15 protein-coding genes and 1 pseudogene are annotated in these 17,519 nt (G+C 49.1%); 6 read left to right on the forward strand and 10 right to left on the reverse strand.

The window, feature by feature from the left end:
- Positions 1–43: 43 nt before the first annotated feature.
- The 3 genes from D889_RS0104055 to D889_RS0104065 all read right to left on the reverse strand — a co-directional run bounded on the left by D889_RS0104055 (position 44) and on the right by D889_RS0104065 (position 5,128).
- The gene (locus tag D889_RS0104055; protein WP_010630550.1) at positions 44–766 is read right to left on the reverse strand and encodes a Crp/Fnr family transcriptional regulator; all 723 of its coding nucleotides are present in this window, start codon (positions 764–766) and stop codon (positions 44–46) included.
- 179 nt (positions 767–945) lie between these two features.
- Positions 946–2,196, reverse strand: coding sequence for a 2-oxoglutarate dehydrogenase complex dihydrolipoyllysine-residue succinyltransferase (gene odhB, locus D889_RS0104060; RefSeq protein WP_010630551.1), 1,251 nt, complete (start codon positions 2,194–2,196; stop codon positions 946–948).
- A gap of 34 nt (positions 2,197–2,230) precedes the next feature.
- Complete coding sequence (locus tag D889_RS0104065; protein ID WP_010630552.1) at positions 2,231–5,128, reverse strand: 2-oxoglutarate dehydrogenase E1 component; 2,898 nt, start codon at positions 5,126–5,128, stop codon at positions 2,231–2,233.
- A gap of 334 nt (positions 5,129–5,462) precedes the next feature.
- Between D889_RS0104065 and D889_RS0104070 the strand changes: the two genes are divergently transcribed.
- Positions 5,463–6,335, forward strand: coding sequence for a CvfB family protein (locus D889_RS0104070; RefSeq protein WP_010630553.1), 873 nt, complete (start codon positions 5,463–5,465; stop codon positions 6,333–6,335).
- A gap of 36 nt (positions 6,336–6,371) precedes the next feature.
- On the opposite strand, the gene D889_RS0104075 is transcribed toward D889_RS0104070, so the two are convergent.
- Both D889_RS0104075 and D889_RS0104080 read right to left on the reverse strand, forming a co-directional pair.
- Positions 6,372–7,193 (reverse strand): metal ABC transporter permease, encoded by an 822-nt coding sequence (locus tag D889_RS0104075; protein WP_010630554.1) that lies wholly within the window; start codon positions 7,191–7,193, stop codon positions 6,372–6,374.
- A 47-nt stretch (positions 7,194–7,240) separates the two neighbouring features.
- Positions 7,241–8,005, reverse strand: a complete 765-nt coding sequence (locus D889_RS0104080) for a metal ABC transporter ATP-binding protein (protein ID WP_010630555.1) — start codon at positions 8,003–8,005, stop codon at positions 7,241–7,243.
- Positions 8,006–8,285: 280 nt separating this feature from the next.
- Between D889_RS0104080 and D889_RS0104085 the strand changes: the two genes are divergently transcribed.
- The 4 genes from D889_RS0104085 (at position 8,286) to D889_RS0104105 (ending at position 11,819) form a co-directional block, all read left to right on the forward strand.
- Positions 8,286–8,756 carry an RpiB/LacA/LacB family sugar-phosphate isomerase gene (locus D889_RS0104085; RefSeq protein ID WP_010630556.1) on the forward strand — a complete coding sequence of 157 codons (471 nt, stop codon included), beginning with the start codon at positions 8,286–8,288 and terminating at the stop codon, positions 8,754–8,756.
- Between the two features lie 422 nt (positions 8,757–9,178).
- A complete protein-coding gene (locus D889_RS0104095; RefSeq protein WP_010630557.1) occupies positions 9,179–9,727 on the forward strand; it encodes a peroxiredoxin in 549 nt (182 codons plus the stop codon).
- Positions 9,728–9,808: 81 nt separating this feature from the next.
- Positions 9,809–10,267 (forward strand): cupin domain-containing protein, encoded by a 459-nt coding sequence (locus D889_RS0104100; protein ID WP_010630558.1) that lies wholly within the window; start codon positions 9,809–9,811, stop codon positions 10,265–10,267.
- A gap of 139 nt (positions 10,268–10,406) precedes the next feature.
- Positions 10,407–11,819 (forward strand): MFS transporter, encoded by a 1,413-nt coding sequence (locus tag D889_RS0104105; RefSeq protein ID WP_010630559.1) that lies wholly within the window; start codon positions 10,407–10,409, stop codon positions 11,817–11,819.
- A gap of 422 nt (positions 11,820–12,241) precedes the next feature.
- Here D889_RS0104105 and D889_RS0104115 read toward each other — a convergent pair whose 3' ends face one another.
- Entirely contained in the window at positions 12,242–12,757 is a 516-nt protein-coding gene (locus D889_RS0104115) for a Dps family protein (RefSeq protein ID WP_010630561.1), read from the reverse strand.
- 165 nt (positions 12,758–12,922) lie between these two features.
- Here D889_RS0104115 and D889_RS15885 point away from each other — a divergent pair, with 165 nt between their 5' ends.
- Positions 12,923–13,051, forward strand: coding sequence for a hypothetical protein (locus D889_RS15885; protein WP_018962159.1), 129 nt, complete (start codon positions 12,923–12,925; stop codon positions 13,049–13,051).
- Positions 13,052–13,159: 108 nt separating this feature from the next.
- Here the strand turns inward: D889_RS15885 and D889_RS0104125 are convergent, their stop codons facing one another.
- The 4 genes and pseudogenes from D889_RS0104125 to D889_RS0104145 all read right to left on the reverse strand — a co-directional run bounded on the left by D889_RS0104125 (position 13,160) and on the right by D889_RS0104145 (position 17,472).
- The gene (locus D889_RS0104125) at positions 13,160–14,398 is read right to left on the reverse strand and encodes an MFS transporter (RefSeq protein WP_238537524.1); all 1,239 of its coding nucleotides are present in this window, start codon (positions 14,396–14,398) and stop codon (positions 13,160–13,162) included.
- Between the two features lie 282 nt (positions 14,399–14,680).
- Positions 14,681–15,247, reverse strand: coding sequence for an NADPH-dependent FMN reductase (locus D889_RS0104130; RefSeq protein ID WP_010630563.1), 567 nt, complete (start codon positions 15,245–15,247; stop codon positions 14,681–14,683).
- Positions 15,248–15,257: 10 nt separating this feature from the next.
- A pseudogene (locus tag D889_RS0104135) lies at positions 15,258–15,621 on the reverse strand (LLM class flavin-dependent oxidoreductase); the annotation flags it as partial.
- A 450-nt stretch (positions 15,622–16,071) separates the two neighbouring features.
- A complete protein-coding gene (locus D889_RS0104145; protein WP_010630565.1) occupies positions 16,072–17,472 on the reverse strand; it encodes an aspartate ammonia-lyase in 1,401 nt (466 codons plus the stop codon).
- Between the last annotated feature and the right edge of the window lie 47 nt (positions 17,473–17,519).

Below are 17,519 nucleotides of genomic sequence, written 5' to 3' on the forward strand. Positions count from 1 at the left end.
TTCCTTAAATCGATCGCTTCTTGTGACACGTTCGGCCAGTCCGTCACAGCCTGCAGATATTCATCGGACATTTGTCTTCACAGTGGCAGATCGCCTTGATGTAACCCAGATCACGAAGTACAATCGTCCCGTGTGCATAGTCAATCGCACCATCACTCTTCCAGGATTGCAGCATCCGGTTGACCGTTTCGCGGGTTGAGCCGATCAACTGCGCCAGATCCGTGTTGGTCAGGCTGATCGAGAAGTGGATACCGTCTGCTTCCCGTTTTCCGTAACCATGGGCCATCCGCAGCAAAGTTGAGGCAAGCGCACCGTTTTTCCCGTAAAACAGCAGGTCGCGAAGTTTAATCTCCGTATAGCGGCTCATCAGACCGATCCATTTCATGAATTCGAAGGATAGGCTCGAATTGGGCATGAGCAGTGCCTCCAGATCGCGTTCTGCGATCACGCCGACGACGCAGTCCGTAATTGCATGGGCCGTAAACGAATAGTCCTCAAACCCGAAACAATTCAGTTCGCCGAACAGATCGCCCGGTATAAAATAGTGCAGGACCAGATCCTTTCCGTCATAGGCCGACTTAAATAATTTTACGCGGCCCTCAATCAGAAAGTAGAGCTTATCCGCTGCGTCCCCCTCCCAGTAGATATTGGCACCCTTTTTAAATTCCGCCTTATTCATTATTGATTGAATTAGTTCAAGATTCCGGTCAGAAAACATCGTCGTGTTATTTGTTTGAATCTGCGTCGGATCCGTTTTATTTACCACTGCATTCACGCCCTTATTTAATGAACTTTTTAATAAGGCCTTCTTCTACACTAATTATACAAGATAATCCGGCGAATTGGGACGCTCTGTGTGACGGAAATCATACACATTCGCAAAAACAGCACTATCCCCGGAAGGGTATAGCGCTGTTTTACACGTGCATATACACTATTTCCTGATCAGCTCTCCAGCAGGAGCGTTTCCGGATCCTCCAGCAGTTTTTTGACAATCACGAGAAAGCGGACCGCTTCACTTCCGTCGACAATCCGGTGGTCATAGGACAGGGCAATATACATCATCGGCCGAATCTCGATTTTATCCCCTTCCGGCGTTTCGACAGCGATCGGACGTTTCTTGATCCCATGCATGCCGAGGATGCCGACCTGCGGTGCGTTGATAATCGGCGTGGACAGCAGCGAACCGAACGTCCCGCCATTTGTGATCGTGAATGTCCCGCCTTTAAGATCGCTGAATGTCAGTTTGTTCGTCCGTGCCTTGACGGCCAGATCTTTGATGGATTGTTCAATCTCCGCAAAGTTCAGCCGGTCGGCGTCACGGACGACAGGTACAACCAGCCCCTGATCGGTCGCCACGGCAATGCCGATATCATAATATTTTTTCACGATCAGATCCGTACCGCTGATTTCCGCGTTCAGCAGCGGGAAGCTCTTCAGTGCGCCGACTACCGCTTTCGTGAAGAAGGACATAAAGCCGAGCTTCACATCGTGTTCTTTAATGAACGCTTCTTTCCGGCGCTTGCGGATCGCCATAATCGCCGTCAGGTCCACTTCATTGAATGTCGTCAGCATCGCTGCTTCGTGCTGCGCCGCAACCAGTCTTGAGGCGATTGTCTGACGCCGACGCGTCATTTTGATCCGTTCGACCGGTTTCCCGGGATCCTGCTGATCAATGAACAGAGGTTTGGCAGCCGGCGCCGGCGCTGGTGCAGCCTCAGGCTGTCGGGCAACATCATTGGCACGGATCCGTCCAAGCGGGTCGGCCGTATGAACAGTGTTCAGGTCAACACCCTTCTCGCGGGCCAGACGACGTGCAGCCGGTGAGGCAATCTGCTGTCTTCCGGGGACATGAGCTGCCGGTTCGGCTGCCGGAGGAACCGGAGTCGCAGCAGCCGGTTTTTCCGGTTTTGCAGCCGGGGGAGCCGGGTCGGCCGGTGCCGCTGCAACATCGGACTCCGCATTGTCATCCAGCAGTGCAATGACTTCACCGACCTCAACCGTATCGTCGACATCTTTTTCTTTCTTCTTCAATACCCCTGCCTGTTCTGCGCTGATCTGCACATTCACTTTATCGGTTTCAATTTCAGCGATATCATCGCCCTGATTCACCTGATTTCCCACATCAACAAGCCACCTGACAATGGTTCCCTCAGTAATTGATTCCGCAAGCTCCGGGACTTTAACTTCGATCATTCCGGTTCCCCTCCCCATCTTTTACCATTAATTTTTAATGTGTATGCAAGGTTTCAAAGATAATCCGTTTCTGTTCCTGTTTATGAAATTTCGGTTCGCCGGTGGCCGTGCTTGAGCGTTCCGGACGGCCGATGTAATTGAGGATCACCCCGTCCGGAGTGATCTTCCGAATCTTCGGTGCCGCATAGTTCCAGGCGCCCATATTCTTCGGCTCTTCCTGAAGCCAGACAATCTCTTTCAGTTTAGGGAACCGGTCGAAGTAGGCTTTCAGTTCGCTTGCCGGGAAAGGGTACAGTTCCTCAACACGAAGGACTTTCAGCCAGTTCAGGTTCTCTGTCGATGCTTCAATGTCAACGGCCAGATCAACAGCGACTTTTCCACTGCAAAGCACGATACGTTCGGTCTGTTCGGCACTTCCCGGTGTCCGCGGTTCTTCGATCACCGGCTGGAAACCGCCTTCGGACAGATCAACCGGTGCAGAGGTCGCCTTCGGATGGCGCAGCAGACTCTTCGGTGTCATAATCACCAGCGGACGGACCAGATCCGTATTCAGAATCGCTGCCTGACGCCGAAGAATGTGAAAATACTGTGCCGGTGTCGTCAGATTGGCCACAACCCAGTTGTTCTCGGCGGACAGCTGAAGATAACGTTCCAGCCTGCCGCTTGAATGTTCCGGACCCATGCCCTCGTAGGCGTGCGGCAGCAGGATGACGAGTCCGGATTTCTGACCCCACTTGGCCCGTCCGCCGGTAATGAACTGGTCGAACATCACCTGACCGACATTGGCAAAGTCACCGAACTGCGCTTCCCAGAGAACGAGCGTTTCCGGGGCAAACACATTGTATCCATATTCGAAACCGATCACCGCTGTCTCGGACAATGGGCTGTTGCGGATGTCGAACGAGACGGCGACGCCTTTCAAATGATGATATGGGGAGTACTGTGCGCCGGTTTCGACGTCATGCAGGATGGCATGGCGCTGGGCGAACGTGCCGCGCTCTACATCCTGCCCGGTGAACCGAATCGGCGTACCATCACGAAGGATTGAAGCAAACGCCAGCGATTCAGCCGTGCTCCAGTCGAGCCGGTGCCCGGCATTCAGTGCTGTCTTGCGGCGGCGCAGAATCTTTGCCAGTTTCGGATAAACGTGCAGACGTTCCGGCCAGTCAAGCAGCTCGCTATTCAGTCCCCGAAGCGTATCCGCCGGAACTTGCGTGTGAATGGAACTCAGCGGTTCCGCCAGTTTCTTCGGGAACGGCAGTTCTTTCAGATCCTTCTCCTTCTCACGCGATGCCGTATAAATTTTCTGGAATTTATCAGTCAAATGCTTCTTGTACCGATCCAGTTCCTCACCTTTAACGATGTCTTCCTTCACCAGTTCTTTCTGATAGATACCGGCCACCGTCGGATGTTTACGAATCCTCGCATAGAGCAGCGGCTGCGTCGGTGCCGGATCATCCGATTCATTATGGCCGAACCGCCGGTAACCGCACAGATCAATCAGAAAGTCCTTGCCGAATGTCTTCCGGTAGGCATAGGCCAGCGAAATGGCGCCGAGGCAGGCTTCCGGATCATCGGCATTGACGTGCATGATCGGAATTTCAAAACCCTTAGCGAGATCACTGGAATAGGCTGTCGACCGCTCATCCTGATGGTCGGTCGTAAATCCAAGCTGGTTATTGGCAATAATGTGTATGGTCCCGCCGGTATTGAAACCGTTCAGCCGGCTCAGATTCAGTGTTTCAGCAACGACCCCTTCTCCCGGAAAGGCGGAATCGCCATGAATCATGATCGGCAGCGCCTGATTCGTGTTTCTTTCCGGAAAGCCGCTCCGGTGACGATTATCCTGTGCCGCGCGTGCATAGCCCTCAATCACCGGATCGACCATTTCCAGATGGCTCGGATTATTGGCCAGTGTCAGGCGCACCTGAAAGTTCTTTGCATCCGCCTCATCACCCTGATGGTACTGAAGCAGGTATCTGCGGTTCCGGTCTTCAATCGAACGGGCGGCACCAAGATGGTACTTCACGTCGCCCGTCCAGCCGTAATTGATGCCTTTCGACCCTTCGGACGGAACCATGCTCTTGATCGGTGCATGAACAAATTCTGCCAGAATCTTCTCATAAGGTTTGCCGAGAATATGGGCCAGGACGCTGAGCCGGCCGCGATGAGCCATGCTGATGATAAACTGCCCGGTTCCGTCCCTGGCACCAAACTGAATCAACTTATCAAGCATCGGAACCAGAACGTCCAGCCCTTCGATCGAGAACCGTTTCTGGCCGACGAATGTGTGATGCAGAAAATGCTCAAAAGTTTCAACTTTAATCAGCTGTTTCAGCAAATCCCGTTTCTCATCGGCGGTTGCATGATACACATAGCGGCTGGTTTCAACCGCCTCGTTCAGCCATTTCTTTTCATTAAGATCCTGCACATGGGAAAACTCATAGGCCACCGAGCGTGAATACAGATCACGAAGGTAGTTGACCACGTCAAGCGCATTCCGGACACCTGCCGGAGCCTCAGGCCAGATAACTTTCGATGGAATCGCTTTCATTTTTCGCGGAGACAAGTTAAATGAGGCAAGATCCATGAGATGTGTTTCAATCACCCGGGAATCCTGTAATGGATTAACATGAGCCAGTAAATGACCGTACCTGCGGATCCGGTCGGCAAGCCGTACAGATCCGACAACCTGGTCCAGATCATACTCCGGTGTCTGAGCTTCTGTCTGCCCGTGCGGCAGTTCAACAACCGTCCCGGAAGGCGCCTGCGGTCTTCCCCACTGATCAAATAAATTTCTCAACGTCTGGTCTACGGATTTCGGATCGTCCAGATACTTATCATACTGTTCATCAAGGTAGCCCATATTCAGGCCGGAGAAACTTTTCCACGGATCCGGTCGTTCAGAAGCATACAGTTCGAATGCCGACACAACACATCGCTCCCCGAAATCTTTATTTTTCTTTTCAAAATGAAGCGAGATCAGATCACAGTCATATGAATACGCTTTCTGTTCTCTTGCAGGTACATTCTATCATAGCCATCAGCAACTTTAAATTGTTACGAATCGATGAAATTATGCTTTTTTGTAATCTCATTCATTCACTTGTCGATATTTTGCTATTGACAATATACATTTTATGTGAACTAAAAGAAAAAACAGGTTTTCACGGTTTTTCGTAAAAAACGGGCTGCATGGTATAATAAAGGTCATATGACCGGCGTCTTGCAAGAAAAAGACAGCCAGGTAAAAAGAAGGGGATTATTTGGACGAGCTGAAAGCAGGGAACGTGGCCACATTGCATTTCTCCCACAAAGCACCGTTCGGCTATTTTCTAACCGACGGCAAGCAGGAAATCCTGCTCCATGAAAATGACATCACCGGTCCGGTCGATGAAAATGCGGATCTGACCGTCTTTCTCTATCAGGACCATGAAGGCCGGCTGGCGGCAACAATGCACCTCCCGAAGATTCAGATGGGCCGCTACGACTGGGCGACCGTTGCTTCGATGCATAAAAAATACGGGGTCTTCGTCGATATCGGGATTAACAAAGACATTCTCCTGTCGAAGGACGACCTGCCTGATGAATGGCCCGACTGGCCTGCGGCAGGCGACAAAGTATACTGCAGCCTGAAACGGGACAAGAAAGACCGGCTGTTCCTCCGGCTTGCTGATGAATCGATCATGAAAGTGATCTCGCTCCCGGCCCCTTCAGATTCTCTGAACAAAGAGTTTGACGCAACAGTCTACAGAAAAATGCTGGACGGTGTTCATGTAATCACCAGTGAGGGCTATCTCGGTTTTATTCATTACCGGGAAACCACCGGCAGACTCCGGCTCGGGGAACGCGTTCATACACGCGTAATCGAAGTGAAAGACTCCGGAAGTCTCAACCTGTCGATGCGCCCGCGGAGCTACGAACAGATCAGTCCGCATGCCGAAGCGATTCTTAACTATATGAACGGACGCGGCGGTGCCATGCCTTTTACAGACAAAAGCCTGCCTGAAGATATCCGGAAACAGTTCGGGATCAGTAAGGGTGATTTCAAAAAGGCACTGGGAAAATTAATGAAGGAAAAGAAACTTGTTCAGGAGAAGGGCTGGAGTTATCTCGTTGCGGGGAAAAGCAAAAAGTGATTTTCGCCATGGAGCGTCAGTGGTCAGGCGACCCATTCACCGGGATTGATCTGCGGCAGAGCGGCGTCGCTCCAGCAGCATCTGAAAAGCCATCCCGGAAAAATAGGCCGCAGCGTTGAACAGCACGATAAAAAAACTGACCGGTGCGTTGGTCGCATATCCGGCAGTCAGGCCGAACCAGACACTCAGTACAGCAATCAGTGCCGAAAACAGAATCATGCCGGAAATCGAATGGGTGTAAAAACGTGCCGCAGCTGCCGGCACCGTCATTAATGCAAAGACAAGAAGCGCACCGACGATCTGTACCGTCACGCTGACCGCGACGGCAAGAAGAAGTAGAAAAGCCACAGAGATCAGACCGATCGGCAGACCGGCTGCCTGCGCACCGGTCTGATCAAAGGAATCAAACTTCAGCCAGCGATACCCGGCGGCAAGGACAAACAGTACAAAAGAAGATATTGCAACAATCAGCCAGATGTCCTGGAGACTGATCCCGACAACGCTTCCGAACAGGAGTGTACTCGAATAGTTACCCTGAACGTTCCCAAGCGAAAGGAAAAGGATCCCAAGGCCGAGTGCCACACTTAGGACCACACTGATCGAAGCGTCACGGCGGAACATCCGGACACCGAGCCGGCCGATTCCGGCAGCACCGGTCAATGTGAACAGGAGCAGGCCGGCCAGCGGATCAATCCCGGCGAATGCCGCGAACGCCGCTCCGGCAAAACCGATATGCGACAGCGTATGCGCGACAAATGAAAGATTTCTGGCAATGACAAATACGCCGGTGATGCCGCACATCAGGCCGATGAGCGTTCCTGCAATAAATGCATGCTGCATAAAATCATACTGAAACATCAAAAACCCTCCATGTGATTCATCTATTGATGCCATTGATCCGGGGCTTAAGAGGAGAAAGACACATCGCCCATCCGGGAACCATCTCCGGATTCGGGATAGATCCTGGTTTCCGCCGAATGATAAGCCTTTTTCAGCAATGCCGGATCGTTCAGGATGGTCTCCTGGTCTCCCGTCAGAGAAAAGTCCCTGGCCATGAGCAGAACGCGATCGGCATACATCTCCACCTGATGAAGATCATGACTGATAAAAATAACGGCGACACCCCAGTCACGGGCGGCACGGCGGACAAGATCCATCACCCGGATCTGTGCTTCCGGGTCGAGACTCGCCGTCGATTCATCCAGAAGCAGCAGATCAGGACGGCGAACAAGCGCCTGAGCCAGAAAAGCGCGCTGTCGTTCACCCCCGGACAATCTGCCGACCGGTTTGGATGCAAAACACAGTGTGTCGGTAAACGCCATGATGTCTTTCAAGGTCTGTCTCTCTGAAGCAGAATGCCACGGCAGGAAGCCGGACACCTGGCCAAGTGATACAAAGTCCCGCGCACTGACCGGTGTTTCTTCATCAATGGCCCGCGACTGCGGCACATAGCCGATCACCGTCCGTTTCTTGCCGGAATCCAGCAACACCGTACCGTGCTGCGGCCGGAGCACACCAAGAATTGCCTTCAGCAAAGTCGACTTTCCCGCACCATTCGGGCCGATCACCGCCAGCATCTCGCCTGCTGACATCTGAAAAGAAAGATCGTTCAGGACACGTTCTCCGTTGAAACTGACTTCCAGATGACTGACTTTCATCTTTTTAAGCATCGAACCGGACTCCTTACATGAGCTTCTCCTCATATCAGAAACGCACTTCATCTTTTTGTCTGGCTTTGTTGATCGGTCTATAAATCGTAATTATTACGATTTATAGACCAAAGACCAACTTCCTTTCTACGAATATTACATTTCTAAATAGTAATCGTTCCGTATTAACCTGTCAAGTGGTTTCCTTCTCAAATGAAACAGATTGAACATAGAAAAACAGGATCCGGGCGATTCGGTATATTATAATAGATAGGAATGTTAATCAATGGGGGTATGTTTCTTGAAAATCGCAATGGCAAGTGACCATGCCGGATATGAATTAAAAGGTGAAATAAAGAAATGGCTCGAAGCGCAGGGCCATGAGGTACTCGATTTTGGAACAGACAGCACCGAATCCTGTGATCTGTCCGATTATGTCTACCCTGCATCCCTGGCTGTTGCCAGGGGTGAAGCCGACCGCGGTATTTTCGTCGACGGTGTCGGCTACGGCAGTGCGCTGATCGCGAACCGGATCTACGGACTGACTGCTGCTGTCTGTCAGGATCCTTTCTGTGCCAAGCTCGCCCGTCAGCATACGGACAGCAATGTTCTTTGCATCGGCGGAAAGATCATCGGCCCCGGGATTGCTCTGGAAATTGTCAACGTCTGGATGCATACCGACCCGATCACAGATGTGCCGAAATACACCCGCCGCAATGAGAAGGTCAAAGCAATCACCGAGAAGCATCTGAAAAAACTTTCGGAAATCTGATTTTCCGGGAGAAACATCAAAGAAAAGCACCGGCAGTGATGATTTCTGTCGGTGTTTTTGTACCCAAAAAGGAGATTGGAGTGAGCCATGTGAAAAAATTGATTCACATTAATTGCTCACTTTTTTCGGCGAAGATACTGGCCTCACCTTCCATTCACCGCTCCGGCCAATCCCGGCATAAATTCACACATCAATTTGACATTTTCATGCGGGTTATACATTTTTAAAAATATGTGCTAAAACATAGTCGTAAACGCAAAGAGTGCCGGATCAGAGCCATCTAGTCATTCTCTCTTGCTCGGAACTCTCTTTAAAAAGGTATCCATACTTACTCAAAGGACGCGGCTGCAGCTGTGATTGAATCGTTTTCTTTGAAAAGGCATGGATTCCGAAGAAATATAAATCCACAGGAGGTTTTTAATTTGGTGGAAAGACTGGTAGATACTCAAGCACCACAGTTTCGTCTAGATTGTGTCAATCCCGACGGAACATTCGGTAAGGCAGATCTGGGTGAAAATATAAAAGCAGGAAAGTGGACGGTATTTTTCTTTTATCCGATGGATTTTACATTTGTCTGTCCGACAGAGATTACCGCATTTAGCGATCGGTACAATGAATTCAAAGATTTAAATGCCGACATTATTGGCTGTTCGTGCGATACGATATACACACATCAGGCATGGATGAAAACTTCGCGTAAAGAAGGCGGCATCGGGAAGATCAATTTCCGCCTGGCTGCCGACCATACGCACGAAACAGCCGAAAAGTACGGTGTCCTTCTTCCAGATGAAGGGGTTGCCTTACGGGGTCTCTTTATCGTTAATCCTAAAGGTGATCTTCGCTACTCTGTCATCAATGATAACAATATCGGCCGCGACGTAGACGAAACATTGCGTGTGCTTCAGGCTCTCCAAACGGGTGGCATGTGCCCGGCAAACTGGCAGCCCGGCGATGATACACTACACGTCTAAGATACTTCCTGTCCCTCGATACATTGAAGAAAAATTAAAGCTGGGATGCATCCCAGTAAAAATGGAAAGCAGGTTTTATCATTGACAGAGAATGTTACAGAAAAAATCGAACTCAAAGATTACGGCAGTGATCCGTTCGCGGTTCATCTTGCTGACGCGGCAAAACAGAATACCCGTTATCGGACAACCCTGTGGACCGGCGATCATTTTCAGGTAACACTGATGTCCATACCTGCCGGTGGTGGTGATATTGGTATGGAAATTCACCATGGTAATGATCAGTTCCTGTATTTGGTTGATGGAAAAGGCAAGGTAGAGATGGGGAAGGATAAAAACAAGATCACGGTTTCCCGTGAGGTTACTGGCGGAGATGCTGTCATCGTTCCTGATGAAACCTGGCACAACGTGACGAATATTGGTGACAAACCAATGAAAGTTTATTCCATCTATTCACCTGTTAAGCATGCCAAAAATACGGATGAAGAGACAAAAGCAGATGCCATCAAACAAGAGGGACCGCTCGAGGGAACAAATGAGTAATGCCCTGATGCTTATGCATTTGCTTAAAGCCTGAAATGGCCGGAACACATCATGCTCCGGCCATTTCGCTGTCTTATGATCCATTCAGCGAACAGATGCCTGGATGACTACTTACATCAAAGAGATTAGAGGTACCTATATGAAAGAAGCAGCAAAACATGGAGGAATAATTGATCACCGTTTTCTTTTTATCTTGATTCTTCTCGCCGGAACATTCACCATGTCCCTCAGTCAATCCTCACTGTCGACAGCCTATCCTGCACTGATGGCACACTTCGGTGTCAATGCGTCCACGATCCAGTGGCTGACGACAGGATTCATGCTGGTTATGTGCATTCTGATGCCGGTCAGTCCCTGGCTGCTGAACAATATACACTTTAAAATTCTTTTCCTAAGTGTTCTCGCGCTTTTCGCCGTCGGGACCATAGTGATCATTCTTGCCCCGAATTTTCCGGTCATGATGGTCGGCAGAGTTCTGGAAGCCGCTGCAGTCGGCATTCTTTTTCCGTCATTTCAAGCCGTGCTGATGATCATTTCAGAAAAAGATCTGCGCAGCACGATCATGGGTGTTGCCGGACTTGTCATGGGATCGGCGCTTGCCTGTGGGCCGATTATTTCCGGCATCATTTTGCAAACAATTAATTGGCGGGGGCTGTTCCTGTTTTTCCTGATCGTCATCGCTTGCGTCTTTCTTCTTGCCCTTGTCTTTATCAAGAATGTCGTGCCGCTCCACCGTTCACAGCTTGATTTTCTGTCGGTCATTTACTCTTTGGGTCTTATCGGGATCCTTTATGTCATCAACGAAATCGGCAAATCCGGTACGAATGCAGGCACAGATCCTGCCATCCTGGCAGTCAGCCTGATTGCCCTGATTCTTTTCACACTCAGGCAGCTGAAGCTGAAGACACCGCTGCTGCAACTGCGCGTTTTCAGTGTGCTCCGATTTGATTGTGCGATCTTTCTGACAGCCATGTCTTATGTTGCACTGATCGTCACAACTATCATTTTCCCGCTGTATTTCCAGGGCATGATCGGCCTTCCGCCACTCGCCTCAGGTCTGTCTCTGGTTCCTGCTGCCGCACTGTTAAGCATTCTAAACCCGGTCACAGGAAAACTGGCAGATAAGTTTGGTTTCAAAACAACCATGCTCATCGGTATGATCAGTATTGTTGCCGGCTGGTTCGCACTTGCTGTGATCCCCGGCAAGATGAATCTTGCCGTGATGATCCTCATTTCAATGATCATTGAAGGAGGCAATGCTTTTGTGATGATGCCGGCCGTGACTATGGGCGCAAATGCTTTACCCTCTCAGTTGATTGCGGACAGTACTGCAGTGATCACCACAATGCGCCAGATTTTCGGATCCACCGGCGTCGCTGTTGCAATGCTGATTCTAGTTAATGTCAGTGCAGAACAGTTCAAACAGGGGCAAACCATTGTAACTGCCTCACTCACCGGTTATCATGCAGTTTTCATAACCTTCCTGATCATTGAAGTGATTGGACTCATTCTGTCCCTGTTCTTAAAAAATCCTTCAAAGGAGGGACACTAAATTTTTAATCACGATTGATGCCGATCTATATACTTTTTTCCTTTGATTAAAATTTTGGCCAGGAAAGTTTTGCGCTTCCACGGATTGTAGGAGATAAAATCTTCTTCACTCAATTCTTTATAATCACTGTGCTTTAAACGATCCTGACGGTTGAATATGGGCCAGCTCGGATAATAGATCCGTTTCTCATGGTATGGATGGCGTTCATGTTGGAGATACAAATCCCTTAATTTTTCCCTTTCCGATTGAGACAGGGTCATCAGAAGCATCTCCCTTCTGATTCTCAATTATAGCACAATATTATCACATTATTGTCACAATTGATCAGTAAAAAAAGCAGTACGCGGTTCTGAACTCCGCGTACTGTTTTTTCTATTATCTATTTAATTCAAAAAAGCTAATTGCGAGGCACAATCAGTGGCTTACTTATATTGCAGTTCCGACACTTTAACCGTTGAATCATCCAGCGGTGCCTTATTCAGGAAAGCCTGCATCATCCAGATATCTTTATCAAGAGCCGTCTTCATACCGATAATCATATCCTGGGAACTCAGATCATTCTCTTCACCGCTGATATCGATTGTTTCCTGATACTGATCCCTCAACGTCTTGAAATCCGCGACAAGATCACTGATCCGTTCAGGCAAATTCTTCGCATCAAAAGTCGTTTTGACATCTTTCAATACCGTATGGTCAAGAAATTCAGTAAGAGAAGCATAGGGTGCACCGCCAATGGCAATCAGGCGTTCAGCCACATCATCGAGCTGACCGTTCAGCATATCGAGAAATTCGTCCATTTTTGGATGCATCGTGTAAAAGTTAAGGCCGCGCATATACCAATGTGCCTGATGCACTTTTGCGCTCAATTCACTAATGTCGGCAATCAGCTGATTCAGGGCTGCCTTAGTCTTCGGGAAATTATAATCGTACTTTTTCACGGTTCTATCTCTCCATTATTTATAATTATTATCTATTTATCACTTCTATTATATTATAATAATTATCATAAAAAGTCAAATTATGATCTGATTTTCAACTGTTGTTAATCATTTATTAATCTTCATGTCCTATCCTTATACCATCAAAGCAAAAGGCGGTGCACCATGGATAAAAAAGATTTCAGACGACTCATCGACTATCTGCGCATCGAAATGGAAATGAACGGAACGGACACGAGCAAACTGAGCGACGGAGAAATTTTGATTATGCACCAGAAAAGGAAAAACAGATAATCTTCGCAATTCCGGAAAAATAGAATACAGACACTGAAGGCAAGCCCCCTGCATGGAGGCTTGCCTTCAATTTTTAAACGCATTGCTATTTGCCCGAAAAGCAGCCGGTCACTTCTCCTTTACTGCTTCCGCCTCAATATAAGAAGTCTTTGACGACTCCTGCATGCGCCAGTAGACGAGCAGACTGACGAAGATGCAGGCAGCAACATAGAAAAAGAACACAGTCTCAATGCCGAGACTTTTGAACAGCAAGGCGATAAACTCAGCGGTTCCGCCGAAGACGGCAACGGTCAGGCCGTATGGAAGGCCGACACCGAGCGCCCGTATTTCAGTCGGAAACAGTTCGGCCTTGACGATCGCATTGATCGACGTATAACCGGTCACGATGACCAGACCGAGCAGCATCAGCAGAAAGGCGGCAAGCGCACTGTGCGATGAGCGCATGACCAGAAACAATGGAACCGTCAGCAGCGAGCCGGAGATACCGAAAGCGAACAGCAGCGGCCGGCGGCCAATATGGTCCGACAACAGGCCGGCGAGCGGCTGCAGAATCAGGAAGATCAGCAGCGCCAGGAAGTTGATCAGGCTGACGACTTCCTTATCCAGTCCGACCGAATTGATCATGAACTTCTGCAGATAAGTCGTGTAGGTATAGAAGGCCACGGTCCCGCCCAGCGTCAGTCCGAAAACGGTCAGGACCGACCGCGGATATTTCATCAAAGCTTTTATCGTGCCGGCACTCTGTTTCTTTTTCCCGGACATCTTCTTGAACTGGTCGGATTCATCCATGGTCAGCCGCAGCCAGAGAACGGCAAGTGCGCCGAGCGCACCGATCACGAACGGAATCCGCCAGCCGAACGCTTTAAGCTGGGCCTCGTTAAGCGACAGCTGAAGAATAATCTGCACCCCAAGTGCAACCAGCTGTCCGCCGACCAGTGTCACATATTGAAAACTTGAGTAAAACCCGCGGCGGCCTTTATTGGCCATTTCGGACAGATACGTTGCGGACGTTCCATATTCACCGCCCAGCGACAGGCCCTGAAACAGTCGGGCGAGCACGAGAATAATCGGGGCGAAGACACCGATTGTCTGATAGTTTGGTGTCGCCGCGATGATCAGCGAACCGCTGGCCATGATCGTGATCGACAGCGTCAGCGCGGCACGCCGGCCATGGCGGTCGGCATAGCGCCCCATGATCAGACTGCCGATCGGGCGCATCAGAAAGCCGATGGCAAAAACAGCGGCCGTATTCAGCAACTGTGACGTCGTATCTTCTGCCGGAAAGAAGTCGGTTGAGAAATAGACAGCAAAAGCGGCATAGACATACCAGTCATACCATTCAATCATATTTCCCAAAGAACCCTTAAAGATATTACTGGCGATATGGCGTGAATTCACGCGGCCGGTAACTTTTGCTTCAGCCACAACAGCATCTCCTTTTACGAGAACCAGCTACCATTTCATCTTTCTCATAATTATTGCTCAATGGTCGGGTGATTCTATTTTGTTATTATAATGATAACATGAAAGTTATAGAATAACAGCGTTTTGGCTGGATTTGAAAGTAATATTTCATACTATATTTATTTTCCCCAAAATTATTTTCCAACGAACCAGAGCTCAAACCGTTTAGAAACCATACTCCTTTTCCTTTTCTTCATGGACCTTTGCGTAGGTTTTGGTTAACAGAACAGCATCCTCAACCAGACGGTCGATACGATCGATAATGTCGTCATTATGGATCTTGTTCTGGTAAAAGTCCTTCTCTTCAATGAAGACATATGTCTGGACAATTTCCGCCTTCATATAGGCGAGAATCGGCTTTAATTGCTGCTCGGCCATCAGATAGTGTTTTGGCGTTCCGGCAGTCACAATCATGCCGACGACTTTATTCCGGAATGCATTGACCGGGAGCAGATCAAATAAATTCTTCAGCGACGCAGGGATGGACGCCTGAAATACAGGTGTGCCGATAATGATTGCGTCTGCTTCCATCACTTTTTTTGCGACATAGCGTGTATCGCCTTCATAGTCCAGATAATTACGTCCGTCGCTGAAGCGAACGTCATAGTCCGCTAAATCGATCAGCGTTGTGTCAATCTCCGGATACTTTTCACTTAGCGTCTTCACGATGCGATCCATAGCAATTCTTGTTTTCTTGCCGACAATCGCTCCGGACAGCCCGACAATTTTCATCTTTCCCACCTCATTTCTTCTTCGCTGTATATTTTCTGATCGCCGGTAAAATTTCCGATCTGATCACGTCACTATTTTTCATGACCTTGTCAAACGGCATCCCGCCAAAATCAATCTGGACGATGTAGCGTTGATTGTAGAAAACTTCATGTTGATAAAGAATTTTCTCAATGATCTGCTGCGGGCTGCCCACATTCATGATATTGTGCGGATCGGCGCCCTGGGCGAATAGCTTTTTCGGGAACCCTTGCCCATTGGTTCGTTTCATCCCTTCATTTATACGGGGATACAGCTCACAGAGTGCCTGACGGGTATCCTCCGCCGCATAGAAAAAGCCTGCTGTGGGCGACCGGGAGCTGTGCCGGATCATACCCCTTCGCTCATTCTGAAAGCCGGAGCGGTAAAAATTCCTTGGTGACGCCTGACTTTGTGAGCACCAGCGGGGAAACGTCTCCTTACTTATTTATAGTAGCACAGTCGTGTCACAGATTAGTCACATTTAAATTGAGAGCAGAGAAGTGAAGTTGTTCTCACTCAGAAATTGCTCGTCGGATTGGTACTGTTTTGCCGGATTCAGTGCGGGTTTAAATTTTGGAGCCCCTTCGGACCGATTCGGAACGTTTTCGAGCCGCCGCAATGCAAAAACCCCGTTCTGTAAAAGAACGAGGTTGTCGCTGCACTTCCCTTTTCAGCAGACATCAGTGATCAGAAATACGCCGCCCCATCATCGAAACCTGCCTGCGCATTCTCAATCTTCTTCGAACTCTGATAAAACTTGAAAATCGGAATCATACCTCCCGGGCAAACGGGTAAAAAAGGATCATTCAATGGGTATACACGGGTTTATTCTCATACACATGAATCAGATTTTTAGGATCAAGCAGTTTCAGTACAGATTCGGGTACATCCGGCAGCTGCCCGGCCAGAGTCTGGATGGGTGTTCCTGTCTGCAGAGATTCTTTGACGAGCGTGCATGTTTTGCTGTAGCCAATATATGGCGTCAATGCTGTTGCGAGAATGGCACAATGATTTGCTTCATCGGTGCATCTTGGGCGATTGGCCTCGATGCCGTTGATGCAGTTGATCCGGAAGGTGACCAGTGTTTTAGACAGCAGTCTTGACGTGACAATTAAGTTGCGTACGATAATCGGCTCAAACGCATTCAGCTCCAGTTGTCCGGCTTCAGCGGCGAGAGTAATTGTCGTGTCATAACCCATGATCTGGAAGGCGACCTGATTGACCAATTCAGGGATGACTGGATTAACCTTGCCCGGCATAATCGATGAACCCGCCTGCTTTTTAGGCAAAAATAACTCGTTAAAGCCGAATTGCGGTCCGCTGGAGAGCAGGCGGAGATCACTGGCCATCTTGGATAAGGTGACCGCAAATAATTTATAAGCATGCGAGAGCCGGACAAAAGCATCAACATTCTGTGTGGCGTCAATTAAGTTGTCAGCCTGGCTGAGTTCTTCGCCAAACAGCTTGCTGACCTCGGGAACAATGTGACGGACATAATACTCGGAAGCATTGACGGATGTACCGATGGCCGTTCCGCCGAGATTCAGGGTTTTCAGCCCATGACGGCTATGGTTGATTTCATCAAGATTCCGGCCAGCAGCAGCAGCGTATGCTTTGAACGTATCGCCGACCGTCGTCGGCAGTGCATCCTGGAGTTGGGTACGCCCGATTTTAACTATATCTTTCAGCTCACTTGCCTTTTGGTCCAGACTGTCGATAAATCGATCGATTTCCAAGGTAAGCTGACGGCTGAGACGCAGCAAGGCAAGTTTGCCTGCGGATGGGAAGGTATCATTGGTTGACTGGCCACGGTTGACATCATCATTCGGGTGTATTATTGAGTAGCTGCCTTTTTCTCCGCCCAGGAGTTCAATCGCCCGATTGGCAATGACTTCGTTGGCATTCATATTGATCGACGTCCCGGCGCTCCCCTGAATCGACGGCACAATGAACGCATGATCCAGTTTTCGTTCGAGAACCTCATCACACGCCCGGCGGATTGCTGCTGCTTTTTCTTTGCTGAGTGAACCGTCTTTTCTATTAACGCTGGCTGCCGCTTTTTTTATAATGGCAAGCCCATCGATCAGCTCCGGATCAATTGTTTCCGAAGTCACATTGAAATTTTCTTTTGCGCGCAGTGCATGAATGCCGTAATATGCTGATGAAGGGACTTCCTTCGTGCCGATGGCATCTGTTTCAATTCTCACTGCTGACTCCTCCTCATTTATTCCCTGGATAGGATTAAAATAATCCA

The organism is Sporolactobacillus vineae DSM 21990 = SL153 (assembly GCF_000377985.1).
Lineage (GTDB): Bacteria > Bacillota > Bacilli > Bacillales > Sporolactobacillaceae > Sporolactobacillus > Sporolactobacillus vineae.

Coding starts and splice junctions, on each gene's coding strand:
- D889_RS0104125 (WP_238537524.1), bottom strand. CDS start 14,398: ATGATTGAATGGTATGACTGGTATGTCTATGCCGCTTTTGCTGTCTAT.
- D889_RS0104130 (WP_010630563.1), bottom strand. CDS start 15,247: ATGAAAATTGTCGGGCTGTCCGGAGCGATTGTCGGCAAGAAAACAAGA.
- D889_RS15885 (WP_018962159.1), top strand. CDS start 12,923: ATGGATAAAAAAGATTTCAGACGACTCATCGACTATCTGCGCATCGAA.
- D889_RS0104105 (WP_010630559.1), top strand. CDS start 10,407: ATGAAAGAAGCAGCAAAACATGGAGGAATAATTGATCACCGTTTTCTT.
- D889_RS0104075 (WP_010630554.1), bottom strand. CDS start 7,193: ATGTTTCAGTATGATTTTATGCAGCATGCATTTATTGCAGGAACGCTC.
- D889_RS0104080 (WP_010630555.1), bottom strand. CDS start 8,005: ATGCTTAAAAAGATGAAAGTCAGTCATCTGGAAGTCAGTTTCAACGGA.
- odhB (WP_010630551.1), bottom strand. CDS start 2,196: ATGATCGAAGTTAAAGTCCCGGAGCTTGCGGAATCAATTACTGAGGGA.